General features: G+C 66.4%; 16 protein-coding genes. 3 read left to right on the top strand and 13 right to left on the bottom strand.

All coding sequences use genetic code 11. From position 1 onward, the window contains the following. Positions 1–104: 104 nt before the first annotated feature. The gene (locus FB465_RS09160; RefSeq protein WP_145789322.1) at positions 105–509 is read right to left on the bottom strand and encodes a DUF5997 family protein; all 405 of its coding nucleotides are present in this window, start codon (positions 507–509) and stop codon (positions 105–107) included. A gap of 58 nt (positions 510–567) precedes the next feature. On the opposite strand from FB465_RS09160, the gene FB465_RS09165 reads away from it, so the two are divergent. Continuing rightward, entirely contained in the window at positions 568–1332 is a 765-nt protein-coding gene (locus tag FB465_RS09165) for a LysR family substrate-binding domain-containing protein (protein WP_145789324.1), read from the top strand. Positions 1333–1498: 166 nt separating this feature from the next. Here the strand turns inward: FB465_RS09165 and FB465_RS09170 are convergent, their stop codons facing one another. The 10 genes from FB465_RS09170 to FB465_RS09215 all read right to left on the bottom strand — a co-directional run bounded on the left by FB465_RS09170 (position 1499) and on the right by FB465_RS09215 (position 12830). Further along, positions 1499–2137: a class I SAM-dependent methyltransferase gene (locus FB465_RS09170; RefSeq protein ID WP_145789326.1), complete on the bottom strand. Its 639-nt coding sequence runs from the start codon at positions 2135–2137 to the stop codon at positions 1499–1501. A gap of 75 nt (positions 2138–2212) precedes the next feature. Continuing rightward, positions 2213–2671 carry a glycine-rich domain-containing protein gene (locus tag FB465_RS09175; protein ID WP_145789328.1) on the bottom strand — a complete coding sequence of 153 codons (459 nt, stop codon included), beginning with the start codon at positions 2669–2671 and terminating at the stop codon, positions 2213–2215. 121 nt (positions 2672–2792) lie between these two features. Continuing rightward, on the bottom strand, positions 2793–3533 hold the full coding sequence (locus FB465_RS09180; protein WP_246192586.1) for a GntR family transcriptional regulator: 741 nt from the start codon (positions 3531–3533) through the stop codon (positions 2793–2795). 111 nt (positions 3534–3644) lie between these two features. Further along, a complete protein-coding gene (locus tag FB465_RS35675) occupies positions 3645–3803 on the bottom strand; it encodes a hypothetical protein (protein ID WP_170290534.1) in 159 nt (52 codons plus the stop codon). 1448 nt (positions 3804–5251) lie between these two features. Further along, the gene (locus FB465_RS09185; RefSeq protein WP_145789331.1) at positions 5252–5683 is read right to left on the bottom strand and encodes a hypothetical protein; all 432 of its coding nucleotides are present in this window, start codon (positions 5681–5683) and stop codon (positions 5252–5254) included. A 29-nt stretch (positions 5684–5712) separates the two neighbouring features. Continuing rightward, positions 5713–6528 (bottom strand): uL30 family ribosomal protein, encoded by an 816-nt coding sequence (locus tag FB465_RS09190; protein ID WP_211785743.1) that lies wholly within the window; start codon positions 6526–6528, stop codon positions 5713–5715. Between the two features lie 1594 nt (positions 6529–8122). Beyond that, a protein-coding gene (locus tag FB465_RS09200) for an IS3 family transposase (RefSeq protein ID WP_145786662.1) occupies positions 8123–9375 on the bottom strand; the annotation gives its coding sequence in 2 pieces (ribosomal slippage) (positions 8123–9093 and positions 9093–9375; 1254 coding nt in all). Positions 9376–9437: 62 nt separating this feature from the next. Next, positions 9438–10844, bottom strand: a complete 1407-nt coding sequence (locus FB465_RS09205) for an IS1380 family transposase (RefSeq protein ID WP_145789333.1) — start codon at positions 10842–10844, stop codon at positions 9438–9440. Between the two features lie 149 nt (positions 10845–10993). After that, positions 10994–12238, bottom strand: a complete 1245-nt coding sequence (locus tag FB465_RS09210; protein ID WP_145797236.1) for an IS701 family transposase — start codon at positions 12236–12238, stop codon at positions 10994–10996. 196 nt (positions 12239–12434) lie between these two features. After that, positions 12435–12830 carry a hypothetical protein gene (locus FB465_RS09215; RefSeq protein ID WP_145789335.1) on the bottom strand — a complete coding sequence of 132 codons (396 nt, stop codon included), beginning with the start codon at positions 12828–12830 and terminating at the stop codon, positions 12435–12437. Positions 12831–13172: 342 nt separating this feature from the next. On the opposite strand from FB465_RS09215, the gene FB465_RS36820 reads away from it, so the two are divergent. Then, positions 13173–14447: a hypothetical protein gene (locus FB465_RS36820; RefSeq protein WP_246192587.1), complete on the top strand. Its 1275-nt coding sequence runs from the start codon at positions 13173–13175 to the stop codon at positions 14445–14447. A gap of 148 nt (positions 14448–14595) precedes the next feature. Beyond that, a complete protein-coding gene (locus FB465_RS09220) occupies positions 14596–16404 on the top strand; it encodes a tetratricopeptide repeat protein (RefSeq protein ID WP_342791878.1) in 1809 nt (602 codons plus the stop codon). Positions 16405–16741: 337 nt separating this feature from the next. Here the strand turns inward: FB465_RS09220 and FB465_RS09225 are convergent, their stop codons facing one another. Together FB465_RS09225 and FB465_RS09230 are read right to left on the bottom strand one after the other, a co-directional pair. Further along, positions 16742–18001, bottom strand: coding sequence for an SNIPE associated domain-containing protein (locus FB465_RS09225; protein WP_211785744.1), 1260 nt, complete (start codon positions 17999–18001; stop codon positions 16742–16744). 116 nt (positions 18002–18117) lie between these two features. After that, positions 18118–19398 carry a hypothetical protein gene (locus tag FB465_RS09230; protein WP_211785745.1) on the bottom strand — a complete coding sequence of 427 codons (1281 nt, stop codon included), beginning with the start codon at positions 19396–19398 and terminating at the stop codon, positions 18118–18120. Between the last annotated feature and the right edge of the window lie 200 nt (positions 19399–19598).

Below are 19598 nucleotides of genomic sequence, written 5' to 3' on the forward strand. Positions count from 1 at the left end.
CGCCACCAGCCTCGTGCTCACGCAAACGGCCTCGGACAAGTCGTCCGAGGCCGCTGACGAGGGATGCCTCCGTCGAGGAGCTCGGCACCGTCGGGAGCTGCAGGTCAGGAACGCGGGCGGCGGGGCTGATCGACCCGCTCCGCCTTCTTCTCCTTGATGCGCACCGTTTCCTTCCGGACCTCGGCCTGGGTGGCGCGCTCCCGCTGCAGCCACTCGGGGCTCTCCGCCTTCAGCGCGTCGATCTGCTCAGTGGTGAGCGCCTCGGTGACTCCGCCACGCGCGAGGCCGGCGATGGAGACGCCCAGCTTCGCCGCGACGACGGGCCTGGGGTGCGGGCCGTTGCGCCGCAGCTCCAGCAGCCACTCGGGCGGGTCGGCCTGCAGCGCACTCAACTCCGCGCGCGAGACGAGACCCTCCTGGAACTCAGCGGGGGTGGCCTCGAGGTACACGCCCAGCTTCTTCGCCGCGGTAGCGGGCTTCATCGTCTGGGGGGTCTTGTGCGACGTCATGGTGCCAAGGGTATCGAGCATGTGCGCCACCTCTGACCACGACCGGTAACCTGGCGGGGTGACAGGCTCGGATGTAACCCCTTCGTTCCGGCTCGCGTATGTCCCCGGCGTGACGCCCACGAAGTGGGTGCGGATCTGGAACGAGCGGCTGCCCGACGTCCCGCTGACCCTCGTCCCGGTGTCCGCCGCCGAGGCGTTCGGCGTGCTGCGGGACGGCGGCGCGGACGCGGGTTTCGTACGGCTGCCGGTCGACCGCACGGACCTCAGCGCGATCCCGCTCTACACCGAGACGACGGTCGTCGTGATCCCGAAGGACCACGTCGTGGCGGCGGTGGACGAGGTCTCCGCCGAGGATCTCGCCGACGAGATCGTGCTGCACCCCCTCGACGACACCCTCGACTGGGAGAGCCCGCCGGGGCGGCCGGCATTCGAGCGCCCCGCCACGACGGCGGACGCCATCGAACTGGTGGCGGCGGGAATCGGAGTTCTCGTGGTCCCCCAGTCACTCGCCCGCCTGCACCACCGCCGGGACCTCACCTACCGGCCGGTCTCCGACACCCCCGAGTCGCGCGTCGCACTGTCGTGGCCGCAGGACGAGACCACCGAACTGGTGGAGCAGTTCATCGGCATCGTCCGCGGCCGGACGGTCAACAGCTCACGGACCCAGCCGACGCCCCCGGCGCAGCAGCCGAAGCGCAAGCGCCCCGAGCCGGCCGGCGCACAGCGGAAGCCCGCACCCGGCAAGTCGGCCGGCAAGAGCCCCCGGAGCGGTTCCGGCGGCCCCAAGGGCGCCAAGCGCGGCAAACCCCGCCGCCGCTCGTAGCCCACGGGCCGGTTCCCCGGGACCATCCGGTACGAGGAGGCCAGCGGTGCCGCTGCCTGACCACGACCAGCCGTGGCCGCCGCTCGCCCCCGCTGTCCAGACCGCCCTCGCCGACTGGGATGCCCTTTACTCCAGCGACCCCGGGCAGGGGGCGCTACATCCGTTCTCAGGCGAATGCCCGGACCAGCAGGGTCCGCGGCCCGCGCCCGCCAGGCCCCTCGATCACATCCCACTCCGCACGGGCGAAGCCGTGCCGGACCAACAGGTCAACCCACTGCCGGCCATCCAGGTCATACCGGCGGACACAGGCGTCGGGTGATGGCGACGCAGCGTCAGCTGGCGCGGTGTGGGAGAAGGCGATGACTCCGCCCGGAGCGAGCGCGTGCCGCATGAGAGGGAGGAGCACATCGGGATCCGTGAACCATACGGCGCCGAACACGGAGTACACCACGTCGAACAGATCCGGCGTGGTGGCGAGAGTATCGACTGCTTCACCGGTCGTGAACTCCAGGCCGGGTAGGTGGCCCCAGCGCGCGATCGCCTTCGCAGTCTGGCTGGGGGCAACGTCGAGGCCCACGCATCGGGCGCCGAGCGTGGCGAGGTGGGCGAGGTTGCAGCCCGTGCCCGAGCCGAGCTCGAGCACGCTCCGGCCGCGCAGGTCGCCAAGGACCGCCTCGTCCGGTCCGTGGTCGGGATGTGACGTCCAGTTGAACCAGCTGGCCGCGCCGGCCGCGTTTCGGTCGCGGCGTGGGGTGCGATCCCGCGCGTAGCGCTCCCACGCGACTGTGATCTCTGCGATCGACACGTTCTTCCCTCCGATGAACGCGGCGCTGTGTCCGGCCCTAATCACGATAGGGGCCGGACACAGCGCCGTGCGTACCTACTTGCCGGCCTTCGGGCTGTCGTGGCAACCGGCGTGGCACTGGCTGCAGTCGCTCCGGTCCTCGGCCGTGCTGGGCCACAGGTCGGATTCGATCCGGTATCCGGCGGCGCGGATGGCGGAGACGGTGGCGGCCGGCGAGGCACCCTGCTCCTGGGCCCCGGGGAGGTCGTCCGGGGCGTGGTGAATGTACCGGCCGGCCACCTTCGTGCAGAAGTCGGCGTACTCGCCGGTGTAGAGCAGGAACGTGTGCCAGCCGATGTCCACGATGTCGGACGGGCCGAGCGGGATGGTGCTGGTGGCGCAGGTGGCGAGGAAAGCCAGCGCCTGGTCGAGGATCCGCTCGGCATCGGCCTGCGTGATGTCCGGGTGGTCCGTGGTGATGCGCTGGGTGAGCCGGTCGAACAAAACCGGCGTGATGAGGGAGCGGCCCGCGGCGCGCTCAGTGGTGACGGTCAAGGCGGTGCCTCCTGAGGTATCAGGTGACCTGTCGAGAAGCCGATTAACTTCCCTAAGGAACTTTCGCCCAAGTTCCTTAGGGAAGTCAACGCCTATGTGACTACCAGTCAAACCCCTTGCGTCACGCGGGAAACTCCCACTCCATCAAGTACCGGGAGGCGTCCAGAGTCATCTCGTTGACCTCGACCGGAAGGCCGCCGGCCGCGTAGGCGTACCGCACGATCAGCACGACAGGCGTGCCCTTTCCCAGTGCGAGCGCCTCCGCCTCATCGGGCAGCGGCATCCGAGCTCGGGCCACCTCTCGGAAGTGGACCGGCTTGTGCCCGAGATCGGCCAGGCGTGCGTAGGTCCCGCCCGGCCCGGTGTCGGGCTCGGTAATCGGCGAGCCCGCGACGATGACGGCGGGAAGGTAGGACGTGGCCAGCATCACCGGCTGGTCCTCGACCAGGTAGCGCCTGTCGCGCACCCACACAGGGGCATCGGCCTCCAGGTCAAGGGCTCGCGCGATGTGCGCCGGGCACGGTAGCTCCTCGACGGTCACGCGGTCCGTGGTGAGCGGCCGGCCGTCGAGGTCGGCCTCCCAGATGGAACGGCCCTCTCCCCAGCCGGACTGGGCCAGCCGCTTAGTCCCTCGCCGAAGGATCGGCTTGAAGTCTCGGACTCTCGTACCCGATCCGCGCCGGGCCTCCGTCAATCCCTCGGCGGCCAGAACTCCAAGAGCCGCCCGGGCGGTCTCCGGCGCGACCCCATGCTGGAGCGCGAGCGCATTCTCACTCGGCACCTTCTCGCCGGCTCCGAGCTCGCCGCTGAGGATCTGCCGCCTGAGCTCGTCGGCGATCTGACGGTATGGCGGCGTCGGCACGGTTCCTCCAGGTCGCAAGGCGAGATCCCTAGGGAGGAACCATACGGCGCCATCAGGGCGACGTCAGGCCACGCCGGGCGGATACTCATCGCACCGCAGCCACTGCGTCGGCTACAGCCCAGAGGTCAAGTCGGCCTCTGTGATCCCGAGGCCCGCCACGACCGTCCGGACGACGGCCGGCGCGGCCGGGAAGTCGTCCTCGATCTTCGCGATGGTCTCCCGCTCGATGACCGTTCCGTCGATACCGTGGGCAGACCGCAGGAACGACAAAGGCCCAGATCGGGATTACATCCCTGACCTGGGCCATTACTGTCATCTCCGCCGAGCGGAGGGTGGGCGCAGACGGTTTCGAACCGCCGACATCTGCCTTGTAAGTTCGACCGGGGTCTCGATCGAGCTGCGCGGCGTCGCCGGAGGCCCGGCCGCCCGCTCAGTCCGAGGTTTGAGATGACCGCCTGTGCGCGCATGTTGATGTCAGCCGGTGGTGTCAGCCGCAACACCAACCCGCAGTCCGGACCAATCCCGCCTCACGTCCCCTTCCCTGACGGGGGAACCTGGATGGTCAACTGTTCTTGGCTATCGCTTCCGCGATGGCAGCGATCACTTCGTCAGAGTGGGCCCAGAGCCAGCGCGAGAACGGCTCGGCCACGGCAACCTGGATGCTGTCCGGGCACAGTCACGTCATGGAAGCGGACCCAGTCCCCAAATGCCTCCTTGCCCCCTTGAGTCGCGGTCTCCTCATGCTTGCTCATGATCCCTCCAGATGGCGGACCTCATCCGGCCCCTGCCAGGCAGACATGCTCGGAGGCACGCCCCTCGACAGTGGACACCAACCACCAGCAGGAACGCGCACTCAGCTCTCGCTCCCCCACAAGGCAGATGCCTCCCAGTCGGTGCATCACGGACGTGAACCCCGGACGTGAACCCGCGGTCTCTTCGTCCCGAATTAGGCCCTCAAGCCTGGCCGACCTGGGAGCTAGCTCAAAGGTGCAGCTCAGAGTGTTGGCGAACGTTGGTCTCTGTCGGCGCCTTGGAGCTTGGATCCCAAGATCATCTCCAGGCTTTCTCCAGAGATCGATCGCGGGGAACGGCCCTTGCATCCAACCCTGCCTGCCGAGCGGGAACGATACAGCTACGAGCGGGCCGGCTCGCTCGGTGGGGAGGAATCAGAGCGAGTGCTGCGGGGCTCGCTCATACGAGTCGGCAATGCCAAGAAAACAAGTCGTTGCCAGCCTACTGAATTCCCAGCCTCAGGCTGCCCTATGCAAACCTCAGAACTACTATACATGCCGCACCATTTAGAATAAAACCGAAGCTTGCGGCCGGGGGGAGGTGGAACCACAGTCGCGACATGTAGTCCAAGGGCTTCTTGCGGTTAATTGTCCAAATTGCCAACAGTAGACTGCTGACCGAGGACGCATAGTAGAATACTGGCACCCAACCGGGAGGCGACTTGATCCTAATTAGGTTTTCTAGTGCCAATATTGGGACTGCGATGCAGGCGGCCGCTTGACTTGCATCGATTGCCCAATCCACCAAAGCAACTGTTTCGGCCGGATTTGCCTTCAATTGCTTGGAGAAGTTTTCTTCAACCCTTCTATCGATCAGCTTAGAAAGGGCCCAAGACAGAAGAGCTATTGTCGCAACTACAATGAAGGGTGAAGCTAGTGCGAGATTTGATGGCGGATTATCGAGCCGCTCCGTCGCGATAGAGATCATCAGTTCCTCAAAGTGCGGACTGAGATGTGGCAGGGTTCGGATGAATCCAGGCGCCAACTATCTGACCAAATTTCTATTACATCTATGATCACCTTCTGGGATCCTCCTGGAGCATGCGAGCGCCCATTGTTTTGAATTTCCTCGTCTACGGGTTCGCAGATCTCAAATCCCCGCCATCCTGCAGGATCGATGGTAAACGCCTGCCGCCACGGCGGATTTGCTATGTTTGTGTATCGCAGCGGCCCGGGAGGCTCGCAGCGTGACTCAATCACGAGCCTAATTCTTTCCGGGCGGCGGTTCACGACTTCAATATAATGGCGGCCCATTTCTGTTTTCAGAATTCGAAAGTAGACACGCCGTATCCCTCCGCTGTGCTCGATGCGCGTTTTAAGGCTGACCCCTGAAGCGATGCCAAACTTCTTCTCTCTCATCGCTGCCCTCCCTGCTGGATTAGGGCCAATTATTTGTGCATGGCCCGAAGGAGGGTCATGCTCTGAATTCCCCTGGATACAACCGTCTGGGCTGTTGATGTGATGAAGTCCGAATAGGGCTCAAGGTTGCGATCGGCGCTGATAATGCCCAACTGGCGCGCATGGTGGTGGTTGAGCTCTTCCGCGAGCCAAGTAATCGCCATGGCTTCAAATCCGAGCCACATAAAAGCAGTCCTGGACGTTTTTTTGCTGGCTTTCCGTAGTACGTTGGGCGCCAAGTCTGCCACCATTTCACCAGAGGATTTCCAAGTAACTTCTCCTGTAGATTCCGCAGAGAAATGGTGCGATGGCAGTAGTTTAAGCCCCTGGGCTAGCGCCTTGTGCGGGGACAGTTCAGTGGACCATGCAATGGCATTCGCCTTCGGCCCTTGCGTAATCTTTATGTACTGACCAGCTGGAAAGGTCAATTTCTCGGTGAGTGTCCCATCCTCGACCTCATATATGTAGTTGAATGGAACCAGTATTTCTGGCCCGCCTGAGGGGTCAATTTCGACTAGATGATGTACTGCGCGAAGCATTCCTCGGATAGCTGGCTGGTGCTGGTCCATTGTTCGACGCGCACCGATTCGCCTCAGTCCCATGCCCGCCAGGACTCGGCGCTGATGTTCCGTTTTCGGACGCCGGTTTTGTATGACCATTGCTTCGCGACCTATGCTGACGTGCACAGTGAACTGGAAGTATTCTTGGTTCTTCACATATATGCGTGAGCCGACTTTGGTTTCCACCCATGCGCCGTTCTCTACCGGCGTTGTCAGGAGGTAGCTGGGATGGTTGTGGTTGGCCATAACACCATTGCACGACGGAACGATCGAGCTTGCCAGTCGGAGACACCTAAAGTGTGGCTCTACCCTTCTGAGCTAAGAAGACTCTCGGGGTGGAACATGAGCGGCGTGCGGCCGTTGAGGGACGGGCCTATACTTGCTCGTGTCTGAGCCTTGAGCCCAGGCTGTTTCGCGCGGATTGGGCAGCCCAAAGTGCCTCGTCATGCACCAACCGCCGGCCGTGATCCCTCAGACAGGCACAGCGCTCCGTCGAGACCAGGCTCGCGTCGAACCACTTGGTCAAGTAGCGAAACTCGTAGCACGTAGCGCAGGCCCGGAGCCCCGAAGTCTCAGCTACCAGTTTGAAGCCCTCAGGCAGCTACCTGTAAACGACGAGCCGCCCGGCGGGCTCCCGTCCGCAAACCTACGCATTACGAGTTTGCGCGATCTTCGTCCGCCACCATACGCCGACGTCTGCCGCCCAGGTCCGCACACTGGACGAGACGATGACGGACGGCGGCGGACGGGCTGGACTGAGACCACAACTGAGACCGCCTCCGCCCGCCCCGCCGCATCCCGCGCAGCTTTGGAGTCCTCCCGCCGGACCTCAAGACTCGTACCCACGCCCACTCCTTCCCCGCTTAGATCCGGTTCCTGCCCGCGTAGTCGCGTATCGATCCAGGTCAGCGCCGTAAGCCGACATCAGTCCCGCGAACGTCTCAGACAGCCGACGAACCCGCGCTCCTGTCAAGCAGCCCCTGCTCACCAGGGTTGCCCCCGAGTGATCAATGCCGCCCCAGCCAGCTTCACAGCAATCTTGGGCGGAGGGACAGAGATGAACGAACGCCTCGCTCAGCCTCGTGAGATCACCTACTCTCAGCATGGACAGTCTGCGTGATGGCAGATGTGCGATGCAGCAGGAGGCTAACTTGGCCGCGGACCTCGTTCAGCTCGTCGATGACGCTGGACCGTACATAACGGCGGCCCTCGGAGCCTACGGCAGGGCCGTACTGACTCAGGCAGAAAATGCCGCGGCTGGCGCGACCGCTAACTTGGGCCGGCGCATACTACAGCTGGTGTGGCACCGCCGAGCAGAGACAGACCAGGGCTCTCTGCAAGCTGCACTTGAAGATGCCACACAGGACTGTGGCGACCCAGATGCTGCCGCCGCCCTTCGTTACCAGATCCGGCGCGCCCTACGGGATGACGCCGATTTGCTCGGCGCGTTTGCGGATCTACTGCCGACTCCGGTGAGCAATATCAATATCACCGCATCCGGGGACCGATCGATTGCGGCCCATACCATCGCCACTGCAATCACCGGCGACGGACATCGACCCAGCGTTTAATTTCGCAGAAAGTCGCTGGATTTCAATTGAGGTATAGGGCTGCCTAGATGACCGATTGCGGGCACAGTGGGATATCTTCTTCCGGCGATCGATCGATGGCATCTAGCCTCCGTGTTTCGGTTCACGTCGGCTGATCTGGGGTGATCTCTGTGTGGGGCTGCCGTCGGACGTTGGGCATGCCGAGGGCCCGGCGCGATGGCCGGGTGCTCCTGGGTCCTCGGGTCGTGGGTGGTCAGGGGCTGTGAACCGTTCCGGGTTCGGTAGAGACCTCAGATGTTGGTTGTGACCTGGGGTTTCGTGGTGCTGAGGTAGTGGTTGGCTTCGTATTCGGCGGGCGGGATGTGCCCTATCTCACCGTGGAGCCGGGTGTGGTTGTACCAGTCGGTCCATTCGGCGGTGGCCAGCTCGACCTGGGCGAGGGATCGCCAGGGTCGCTGCGGTTTGATCACCTCGGTTTTGAACAGGCCGATCGTGGACTCCATCAGCGCGTTGTCGTACGCGTCGCCGACCGATCCGATCGATGCGGCGATGCCGGCCTTCTCCAAGTGCTCGGCCAGCGTGAAGGACGTATATTGCGAACCCGCGTCCGAGTGATGAACCAACTCGCCTGGCAGGGGCGGGTGTTGGTCTCGGTCGCGTTGCCACAGTCCCATGTCCAGGGCGTCCAGGACGAGCCGGGTCTGCTTCGTGGTCGAGGCGGACCAGCCGACGATGCGGCGGGAGAAGGTGTCCACGACGAAGGCGACGTAGACGACGCCGCAGAACGTGGCGACGTGGGTGAAGTCGGCGACCCAGCAGCGGTTCGGTGCGGACGCAACGAAGTCGCGGTCGACCAGGTCCGGCGCCCTGGGCTCGGAGGGATCCGGGATCGTGGTGATCACCTTCTTTCCTCGGACGGCGCCGGTGATGCCGAGCTCGCGCATCAGCCGTTCGACGGTGCAGCGGGCCACGGCATGGCCCTGGCGGTTCAGGTGCCGCCAGATCTTCCTCGCGCCGTAGACGCGGTAGTTGGCGTCGTATGCCTCCTGGATCAGGGTCTTCAGCTCGGTGTCGCGAACGGTGCGGGTCGAGGGTGCCTGCCGGCGCTTGTGGTGGGCGTAGTAGGTGGACGGGGCGATCTTGCAGTCGTGCTCGGTGAGGACACGGCAGATCGGCTCGACTCCGCCGAAGCGGTCCCGGTGCTCGTCGATGAACGCTACGAGCGTGTGTGTGGCCGGTCGAGCTCGGCCGCGAAGAAACTCGCCGCCGCCTTCAGGATCTCGTTCGCCCGCTTCAGTTCGGCGATCTCCTTCTTCATCGCCTTGACCTGCGCGGACTCCTCCGTCGTCGTCCCCGGCCGGGTGCCGGCATCGATCTCGTCCTGGCGGACCCACTTGCGCAGCGTCTCGGTCGTGCCGATGCCGAGCTTCGCGGCGACCGCCTTCATCGCGGCCCACTCGGTGTCGTAGTCGGGCCGCACCTCGGCGACCATCCGCACTGCACGACGGCGCAGCTCAAGCGGGTACTGGGAAGGACGTGCCATGACTCGATCCTCTCAAATGATCGAGTCCCTACCGAACCCGGAACGGTTCACTGCTTCGTCTGTCAGGTGGCCGGTCGGGGCAGTGCCACCAGGCGGCTGAACGCCGCGGTCAGTTCGTGGCGCCAGGGCCAGGTGGCCGCGATCCGCAGGCGTAGACGGCGGGCTCCGCGCGTGATCCGGGCGGCAGTGTGTAGGAGGCGGTAGCGGAGCTTCTTGGGCTCGGCGGTGGCCAACTCGCCGTCCAGCAGCAGGGTTCGCGTCCAGGCCAGCAGGTCGATCGCGGTCAGGGACAGCTCCAGCCAGACCTGGTTGATGGCGAAGTGGCGGGAGGGGAAGCGACCGAAGCCGGTGGTCTTGCCGCAGCGGATGTGGTCCTCGACCCGGGCGTGAGCCCGGTGGCGGACCTCCAGGTACTGGATCGAGCCGCCGCCGGCGACGGGCGTGTCGGTGAGGAAGACCTGGTGGCGCATGCCTTCGTCCTGGTCGAACAGGGACGGCTGGGCGCCTGGGTGGGGACGCTCGCGACGGACGATGATGCGGGTGCCGTCCGGGTATCCGGTGAGGTCGACCAGGCCGGACAGCTCGGCGACTTCGGCGCCGGAGCGAAGGGTCCCGTCCTGTTCCAGCGCGGGGTGCCAGACCTGGTCGGGTAGGACCCGGATGGCCTTGCGGATCTGTTCGGTGACGGCGTGCCCGACGGAGAAGGTGGTCTGGATTCCGCGCTGTCGCAGGGTGCGTAGGTGGGCGAGGAAGGCTTTCGCGCTGCCCGCGCTGTCGGCTCGGATGAGGACCGGGGTGCCGTGGCGGTGGGCGTCGGGGATCTGGGCGAGGGCGTGGTCGAGGACGGTGATGTGGTCGGCGGCGGTGTTCGCTCCGGCGTTGCCCGGTCGCAGGAGGCCGGCGAGGGCCTCGCCGGTGTTGTCGAGGAAGCAGAGCATCGGGTGGTAGCCGAAGCCGCGTTTGTAGGTGGCGGCGGACTGTTCTTTCTCGGAGTGGCAGGTGACCAGGGTGGCGTCGATGTCCAGGACCAGGCCCGGTAGTTCACGCCCTCCTGCGTGTGATGCGGGTATGGGGTGTCCGGTCTCGTCCGCTTGCAGCCAGGCGACCTCGCGGGTCTTTGCCCTGGCTGTCCGCAGTGCGTTCAGGGCTGCGGTGTCGATGCCGGCGAGCACTCGCCAGGCGGTGGGGGTGGAGGCGACGGGGCCGAACACGTCGCGCTGGTCGCGCAGCACGGTCAGGTCCCGGATCGCCTCGCCTCCGTCGGCGAGCATCACCGTCAGGTCCACCGCGACGCGGCCGGGATCGTGCCCGGTCCCGCGCGGCCGCAGCCGGTGCAGAGCGTCACTGAAGGCGCTGGTCAGCGAGGTGGCGTCGGCCAGATCCGCCAGCAGACGTGAGCCGGCGTGGTTGACCACCCCGTGCCCGTCGGCGCTGACAACGAGCTTGGGGCGTGACCGGGTAGTGTGCACGCAGAAAGTGCCTTCCTGCTGGTACGACTGGGACCTTAGACAAGCCTCATCGTTGCAGCTCAGAAGGCACTTTCGCTTTTCCGATCATGATCCGGACGCGACCCCGGATGAAACGCGCAGGCTAGTACTCCGGCTGTAGATCGTGATCTTCATGGGTGTAGGGCGGCTTGTCGCTGGTAGTGGCTGGTGCGGGCGCGGGCTTGGTGTCTGCGGCGCCATGCCGACCACCGCAGTTGGTGTCCGAGGTCGCGGACGGGCTGGACGAGTAGGCCGGCGAACAGCCGTCGGATCTCGCCGCAGGTGAGCGGGGCGAGGTCGGGTGATGACGGGCCGCTGGCCCGTTCGATGGCGGCGGTGACCGCGAGGAAGGCGTGCGCGAGCATGGCCAGGGTGGTCCAGCGGTGCCAGGACGTCCAGCGCCGGACCTGGTGCTCGTCCAGTCCGGCCAGGCCCTTGGCGGCCTGGAAGGTCTCCTCCACGGTCCATCGCCGTCCTGCGACCTCGACCAGCGAGCTCAACGGGACGGGACGGGCCGAGTAGCAGCGGTAGAACGCGAGTTCACCGGTGCGCCGGTTTCGCCGGATCAGCAGCCACCGGTAACCGGAGCCGGCCGTCGGCGCGTCGATGTCGACCTGGGCCCAGTCGTAGAAGCGGTGGCCCTTGGCTCCCGCCCCGGCGGACAGCCGCTGCCAGGCCCGTTTCGGAAGGCCGTGCGCGAGGACGCCGGCCCGAAAGACGCCTGCCCGGGTGGGGATCGGCCGCTTGCGGGAGACGGCCAGGACGTAGCCGATCTGACGACTCTCCAGCTCGACGCTCAGGTGCGGGTCACCGCCGTAGACCTCGTCACCGGCCACCCATCGTGCCGGGACACCAGCATCCAGGGCCTGGGCGATCATCTCGGTGGCCAGGGCGGGCTTGGTCGCGAACCTCAGCTCGTCGGGGATACCGGCCGCGCGGCAGCGATCGGGGTCCTGGGTCCAGGACCGGGGAATGTAGAGGCGGCGGTCGATGGCGGCGTGCCCGGCCGTGGCGGAGTAGACGAGGTAGACGGCGACCTGGGAGTTCTCGATCCGGCCCGCGGTTCCGGTGTACTGGCGCTGCACCCCGACGCTGTGGGTGCCCTTCTTCAGGTCACCGGTTTCGTCCACGACCAGCACGGCGTCCTCGTCGCCGAGATGGTCGACGACGAAGGTCCGCATGTCGTCGCGGACTTGGTCCGCGTCCCACGACGCCCGGCTGAGCAGGTGCTGCATACCGGCCGGACTCGCATTGCCGACGTGCTCGGCGATCGTCCAGCAGTTCTTCCTCGGCAGGTCCGCGAGCAAGCCCAGCACGAACGCCCGTGCCCAACGGCGCGGCTCGACCCGGGCGAACCGGCCCGCCACCCGCGCCATCAGGCCCTCGAATACCGACTGCCACCGGGCAGGGTCTACGCTGTGGCCCACGGCCACCGGATGATCTTCGTTTGTCCACACAACTCACGATGATCAACGGTGGCCGTCTCGGTCCGCAGGCCGGCCTCAACCCAGCAAGTGTCCTGTGACAGCGCAAGCCGCACCCGGCCGGGCCGGGTGCGGCGCCGATGCTGAGCTACGTGTGGATCTGCCACCATCGGTCTGCCTCAGCGCGAGCCAGTTCAGCGTCGTACTCGTCGGCGTCGAAGTGAAGCTCCAGCGGCCGCGTCGTCTCCATGTGCGGAATCTCCCAGTCCGACCACTGCACGACGCCCCCGAACCGCTGCACGACCACGGACAGGAAACCGCAACAGCCGCCTGTGCACTCGGGCTCTCCCAGCTCCACGCGTCGCGGCTCGCCGGTCGCACGCAGGGGACTGCCATCGGCAGACAGCACTTCGACCGCGTACGGGCCACGGCCTCCCTCGCCGACGGCGCACTCCACGACGTCCTCGCCGTTGACCCAGAACCGCACCTGGGCGGCGAACCGGCGCCCGGGCGGCAGCACCCTGATCTCAAGCTGATCGAACATCAGACCACCCTACGGCAGTGCCGACACCGGCTTGCATAGCCTCCTGCCAAGCGATACCTCGCTCCAATCTCGCTGGCACGTCCAAGATCCGCGGCCACAGGACGGAAAGATCAAGATCTACAGCTGGAGTACTAGAACCATCGACACAGCAATCACCGGAGACAACGCCCAGCTCACTCTAATCAGCTCTCCGAACGAGTCCACCTGGGGCGCCCCCCACACAAGCCAGAGCGCGCGCAGGAGGTCGTCGGTGGGGTGGCCCCGTCCGGGCCGGACCGCACCCAGAAGCGGCCTGGAGCAGCCAGCGGCCACCGTCGGCGGCCGGGGTCGGCGGACCGCACGATGACGAACTTCGCCTTCGAGGCGACCGGGCCCGGGTCAGTTGCCGCCCACCGCATCGGCACGGCGATCACCGGCCCGGTCACCGTTCTGCCTGCCGAGCTGCTGAACTCGGCGCGCGACGTGCAGGCGCCCGCGGGGCTCAGCAATCTGCCGCCGCTCCCGCTGTGCCTCGGCCGCGCGGACGCGCTGGCCAGGCTGCGGGGCGCGTTCGCGGCGGAGCCCGGTCAGTGGGCCACCGGGACCGCCACCGTCCAGGGCCTCGGCGGCGTCGGCAAGAGCACCGTGGCGCTCGCGTACGCTCACTGGCACCGTCGCGACCACACTGTGGCGTGGTGGATCAACGCGGCTTCGCCCGCCCACATCGAGCAGTCGCTGGCCGCCCTCGCCCTGCGGCTGATCCCCGCGTGGGCCGGCCGTGCCGCCATCGAGGAACGCGCCGCCTGGGCGATGATGTGGCTGCAGTGGCACCCTGGTTGGCTGCTGCTCTTCGACAACGTCGAGGACCCGGCTGACCTGCGGCCCTACGCCAGCGCACCGGACGGCTGCGTCATCGCCACCAGTCGGCGGGCGGTCGGCTGGCCGGCCGCCGTCCCGGTGCTCGCCCTGGGCGTCCTCGACCTGGCCGAGGCGAGCGAACTCCTCTGCCAGCACGTGCTCGGCGAGACTGCGCCGACCCCCCGTCAGCTGCAGGAGGCCCGGGCCCTCGCCGCCGACCTCGGGCGGCTCCCCATCGCGCTAGAGCAGGCCGGTGCCTACCTCGCACAGAACCCGACGATCGGCATCGAGAGCTACCGCCGCAAGCTGACGGCCAAGTTGGACAAGGCCTCGGACGGTCATGACCCCGAGCGCACCGTCGCCCGGATCTGGCGCCACACGATCAGTACCCTGACCGAGCGCAACCCGCTGGCAGTGTCCGTCCTGTCCACGTTGGCGTGGCTGGCGCCCGACGACATCCCGGTGGACCTGCTGGCCCCGACCGCCGACGACGACACCGACGACGTGCACGAGGCCCTCGGGCTCCTCCGCGCCTACTGCATGGTCTCCCTCACCCAGGACACGGTGAGCGTCCACCGACTGGTCCAGACCACCCTCCGGAACCAGCCAACCCTCGGTGGCGCGGTGCCGGCTGGCCGGCTGGCCGGCTGGCCGGCTGGAAGCCGAACAGCTGCTGTGCGCCGCGGTCGTCCCGCTGGGAGAACCACCGAGCTCCGGCCGATCCCCCGCCTGGGAGCGGCTCCTCCCGCACCTCGTCGCGCTCGCGGCCACCACTCCTGACGGCCACCCCGACACCTTTCCCGCCGGACGGTACGCGAGCGCTGCGAGCTACCTCACCGACCGCGGCCACGACGCCCGCGCCGTTCCGCTGCTCACCGCGGCCCTCGCCCGCTGCGCGGAACTCGCCGGGACCGAGCACGAACTCACCATGACGGTCCGCGCGAACCTGGCCCACGCTTACCACGGAGCCAGGGACTTCGGCCGGTCCATCGCGATCCTCGAACCGATGGTCGCCCAGTGCGCGCAGGTCTTCGGAGACTCGCACCCGGGGACGCTCACGGTCACCTCCAACCTCGCCAACTCCTACCGTGAGTCCGGCGATCTGACCCGCGCCGTCGCGCTCCACGAGGCCACGCTGGCCCGCCGTCGGCAGGCGCTCGGCGACGACCACCCCGACACCCTCGACAGCTGCGAGGAACTGGCCTCGACCTACCAGGCCGCCGGCGACCTGGACCGCGCCATCCCACTGCACCAAGCGACCCTCGCGCAGTACGAGCGGTCCCTGGGACCGGCTCATCCGCGCACGCTGAGCAGCCGGAACAACATGGCCGCGGCCTGCCTCGCCGCGGGCGACCTGGACCGCGCCATCCCGATGTACACCGCCGTCCTCGCCCAACGGCAGCAGGCGCTCGGCGACAGCGATCCCGGAACCATCACCAGCCGGAACAACCTCGCCTACGCTTACGCGGTCGCCGGACGCCCCGACCGGGCGGCGCAGCACCTCGAAGCGGCCCTGGTCCGGAGCGATGAGGTGTACGGCGAGGCACACCCGGAGACCATCGCCGTCCGCGCGAACCTCGGCTGCGCCTACCGGGACGCCGGGAACGCGCCCCGTTCGCTCGCGCTGCTGGAGACCGCGGCCGCGCAGAGCGCCCACCTCCTCGGCGACGCTCACCCGCATACCCTGACCACCAGGAACGGGCTGGCGCAGGCGTACCAGGCCGCTGGCGACACCGGACGGGCGATCGCCCACTACGACGCCGTGCTCGAGCACCGTGCCGCGCTGCTCGGAGAGACCCACCCCCACACCCTCGCCACCCGGAGCGGCCTCGCGAAGGCTCACCTCGCGGCGGGCGACCCGGCCCGCGCCGTCCCGCTGTTCGAGACCGTCGTCGCCCAGTGCGAGCAGGTCTTCGGCGAGTCCCACCCCGACACCCTGGCCAACTGCATCGGCTTGGCCGACGCAATGCGCCTGACCGATAATCCGGCGCGTGCCGTCACCCTCGCGGAGACGACGCTGGAACGGTGCATCCGGTCGCTCGGCAAGGACCACCCGCACACCGCGGTGTGCCGGAGCAACCTGGCCACCGCGCACCTCACAGTCGGCGACGCCCGGCGCGCCGTCGAGCTCCTCGAAGCCACCGTGCGGGACGCCAGCCGCATCTTCGGCGCCACCCACCCGCACACCATCACCGGCCGGACGAACCTGGCCGCCGCCCAGCTCGAGTCCGGCAACGCGTCACAGGCGGTCGCCGTCCTGGAGGACGTCCGCGCGCAACTGGAGGCCGAACTCGGCAGCACCCACCCGCAAACACTCCACTGCACCGCCATGCTGGCCCGCGCCCACGGCAGGTCGGGCGGCCTCGCCCGGGCGACCGAACTGCTGGAACACAGCGTCGCGCTCGCCGAGACGGAGCTCGGCGCCACCCACCCGGACACCCTCGAGCAACGGCAGTACATGGCCGAGATCTACCGAGCCGACGGCCGAGCCGACGGCCGACCCGATCGGGCCGTGCCGCTGTACGAAGCCGCCCTCGCCCACTGGCAGCAGACCCTCGGCGACCACCCGAACGTCCTGATCGCCCAACTCACCCTGGCGGACACCCACCAGGAGGCCGGCGCACGCCGGAAGGCGATCGCGCTCTACCAGGCGGCCCTCGACCGGATCGAGCCCGCCCTGGGCCCGGAGAACCCGCTCGTCGCGCAGGTCCGCGCCAGGATGAACGCGGCTGAATAGGCCACGTAGGAGGCCGGGAAAATGGTGCTGATCGGTCGGCGGCCGACCGCCGACTATGCGCATTCCATGGTAAGCAAAGACTCAAACCCCCAGGTCAGAGGCCCGACCTGGGGGTTTCCTTTGAGCCGCCTGCGGGATTCGAACCCGCGACCTACGCATTACGCGTTTGCGCGATCACCGTCCGTCAACGGCCAACGCCCAGGTCGGCACACTGCACGAGACAGTGGCGGACGGCAGCGGAGAGGCTGGCCTGAGACCACAGAGGCTGCCCCCGGGCTGGCACCAGCCAGCCTTAGAGCCCACTGAACGTATCGCAGCGTTTTGCAACCACAGCCATTCAGCTCTGCTGTGGCCAGCGGTTGCGACTCTGGAAGTACTCGAGAGCCACCGGTTCCTCCGTGAATTCAAGCAGGCCGCCTACCCTGTCTGCCAACAGTGCTCGGACCTCTGATGGCGTGGCAAAGAAGAACTCTCGCCGCTGGTTGACGAAGTTGACGCGTCGGTCAGCAAACGCCTTATGTAGATCGGACTCCAGCGTCACGGCATCCTCGGAGAAGAACAGGGCATGGACGTCGTACCGGAACGGCACTGATGCGTCGCCGAGCTCTCGGACACGGTCCATCGGTTCGAGGCGGCGGGTCATTCCGATCTTTACGATGTTTGGGCCGAAAGCACCGATGTTGGAGATGACATATACGTAGCCAGCGCGGATGTTCGCGAGGCGGTAATCGTTTGCTTCGATGGCCTTTTCGATGTCAGCGAGGCGGCGGGACAGTTCGGTGACGGCGGCGTCGTCGCCCTTGACACGGAGAGATTCCAGGACGCTGATGTAGTGCGCTCGCTCTTTCTCAAGCCGTTCCTTCTCGGCTGCCAACTCCTGCTCAGCCCGGCGCTGTTCGCGGAGAAGATGGCGCTCCTCGCGGGCGCGTTCACGCTCCTCTTGTACCTTCATCTGAAAGTCGGCGGTCAGCTCGAGCTCAGCGACTCGCAGAGCGTGATAATCAGGGTTGATCCGCATCTCCATGATCGCCCCCAGCTTCTCAATCGCGGCGACCGCCGACTCCAGCCGCTTCTTCGCGGTGCGCACGTTGCCCGACCTAAGCGAGCGAACGCAGTTATCGGCCTCCGCGTTGTAAGCCCGCAGCATCAGCTTGGACAGATCACCGACAAGTTTCCGACCTCGGGCCAGAGAGCCGCTGAAGGTGAACATGTCGGCGGCGAGGATCGCGTGACCGCTCTTAATGACGTCATCGATCTGGTCATCGAGGCTGCGGAGCCGATCCTTGTAGGCCGCCGCACTCTCCAGAGGATGGTGGTACCGATAGATGCCGACGTCCTGCAGGGCGCGCTGGTCGCTAAGTTCGATCACGTCGACGCCACTTTGCGCGGTGGCAAGCGCGGCTTCGAGATCGGCGATACGGGCCAACAGTGGCGCGGGGTCGACTCCGGGGCACGACGGCGGAGTCGGCGGAACAGCAGATGCTTGGTCTGCCACAACTCCCAGCGCCCCTTGCATCGGGCCCTTGAGGGCCTCGGTGGGGGGCGCGGTCCCGGACTCATCGACGTCGTTGTCCGACTCGGACTCGTCGGTGGGCACGAAAAGGTCCCAACCAGGTGGTGGGGCCGGCCAGGCCGGATCGGGCTTCCATCCTGGTGGTGGAGTCCAGCCTTCGGGCGGAGTGGGCCACCCCGGCGGTGGGTTGAACCGCATCATCACTGACCTCGAACGCGGATGCCCCGACCGGTGTCTGCCGGGACTAGGTCGAATGGCGACTTCGACATCGCAGCACCAAGGTGCTGCAACGTGGCCTGAGGGACCACTTTGGACAGATCGAAGCTGTTGAAGGTCTCACGGTCCGCAGCGACAACAACAAGGGGAACGGTGATTGGCCTGCCAGTGGCAGGGTCGACCGTGTTGACGTTGACCGTCAGTGCGATCGAGTGGATTTTGCCGGCGCGGTCGGCCTCGAAGACTTCGTGCAAACTACGAACTGCGACCTGCCAGGCCGCGTTCGCGTACCGTTCCTTCTTTTCGCGAACAGGCAGAGCAGTTGAGGCAATCTCATCCTTCGTCTTTACGTACCGGTATCCCTTCACTGAGGGTACAGCTGAGGGCTCTGGAACGCTGACCGTCAGCACAAGCTCGCGGGACGCGAGATTGAAAGCGTAGTCGTGCTCAACCGGAAAGACCTCGGGGTAGACGGAATTAGAAAGGACGATACCGACGTACTCCTGAATGGCAGATTCGACATCGAAGGCGAGGTCATTGATGAGCTTGGCGACCTTGGCATTGTGAGCCGACGCCTCGGCTTCACGCTTTTCGCATTCCTGCTTGTATTTATTCTCGGCAGCAGTCAGCCCTGCTGCACGCTTGGCTTCCAACTTTTCGCGCAGGGCCACTTTCTTGATGCAGCCAGCACGGAGATCGTCCCTGATGCGCTCCCAGTCGCGATGCGCGTTCTCAAAGGCGGCCTGGGTCGCCTCGATGGCCTGCTGATGCCGCTTCTTGCCGCCGAACATGGCCGAGAGTCCGCTGGGTGTAGTCGGTGCCTGGTACACGGGCTCAGGCGGGTAGTTCGGCTCCGCAACCTTGGGCGTAGGGACAGCCAGGCCGCCAGGCATGAAAGGAGGATGCTGAACTTTCGATATCTTTAGCGATTCAAGATCGACATAGTCGTCTATGCCCAGAGTCCACGCGAGCAGACCATCGATGTCAGCAAAATCGCTGGCTAGATCGGTGTTCATTGACTCGACTTCGGCGAGCCTGGACTCCACGTGGAGCCGTGCAGCCTCACGGTCCGCCGCCTTCTTCTCGGCCGCGGAGGCTCGCGCTGCCGCCACCCGCGCGCGCTCGTATGCCTTCACTGCTCGTTCAGCTTGGCGCTGCGCTGCAAGTTGAGCACGGTGGGCGGCGGCCTGCTGCTGACGTTGACGCTTCCCCGCCTGCTGCGCCTGGTAGTTCATCTCAGCAAAGAAGCCGCGACGTCTGCCCATGACATCCCCCACAAGATCCGGTACCGAGGATCAACGTTGTGAGTTTCACCGTATCCATGATCACTGCCGCTGAAAAGTTAACCCCGGGTAGAAGACAGAGGTCGCCGCAGGTCCACGCAGGTAGCCAACCCACCCAGGCCGCCGCCGCCCGTGCCCGGACGTGGAACGGGCTGGCAATAGTCCAGTCTTCCGCCTCATCG

The sequence above is a fragment of the Kitasatospora atroaurantiaca genome, from assembly GCF_007828955.1.
GTDB lineage: Bacteria > Actinomycetota > Actinomycetes > Streptomycetales > Streptomycetaceae > Kitasatospora > Kitasatospora atroaurantiaca.

What these genes read in the sequence shown, in the direction of transcription:
- FB465_RS09215 (WP_145789335.1), bottom strand. Translation starts at nt 12,830, where the DNA reads ATGTTCGATCAGCTTGAGATCAGGGTGCTGCCGCCCGGGCGCCGGTTC.
- FB465_RS09230 (WP_211785745.1), bottom strand. Translation starts at nt 19,398, where the DNA reads ATGGGCAGACGTCGCGGCTTCTTTGCTGAGATGAACTACCAGGCGCAG.
- FB465_RS09220 (WP_342791878.1), top strand. Translation starts at nt 14,596, where the DNA reads ATGACGGTCCGCGCGAACCTGGCCCACGCTTACCACGGAGCCAGGGAC.
- FB465_RS09185 (WP_145789331.1), bottom strand. Translation starts at nt 5,683, where the DNA reads ATGAGAGAGAAGAAGTTTGGCATCGCTTCAGGGGTCAGCCTTAAAACG.
- FB465_RS09210 (WP_145797236.1), bottom strand. Translation starts at nt 12,238, where the DNA reads ATGGCGCGGGTGGCGGGCCGGTTCGCCCGGGTCGAGCCGCGCCGTTGG.
- FB465_RS36820 (WP_246192587.1), top strand. Translation starts at nt 13,173, where the DNA reads ATGACGAACTTCGCCTTCGAGGCGACCGGGCCCGGGTCAGTTGCCGCC.
- FB465_RS09160 (WP_145789322.1), bottom strand. Translation starts at nt 509, where the DNA reads ATGACGTCGCACAAGACCCCCCAGACGATGAAGCCCGCTACCGCGGCG.
- FB465_RS09190 (WP_211785743.1), bottom strand. Translation starts at nt 6,528, where the DNA reads ATGGCCAACCACAACCATCCCAGCTACCTCCTGACAACGCCGGTAGAG.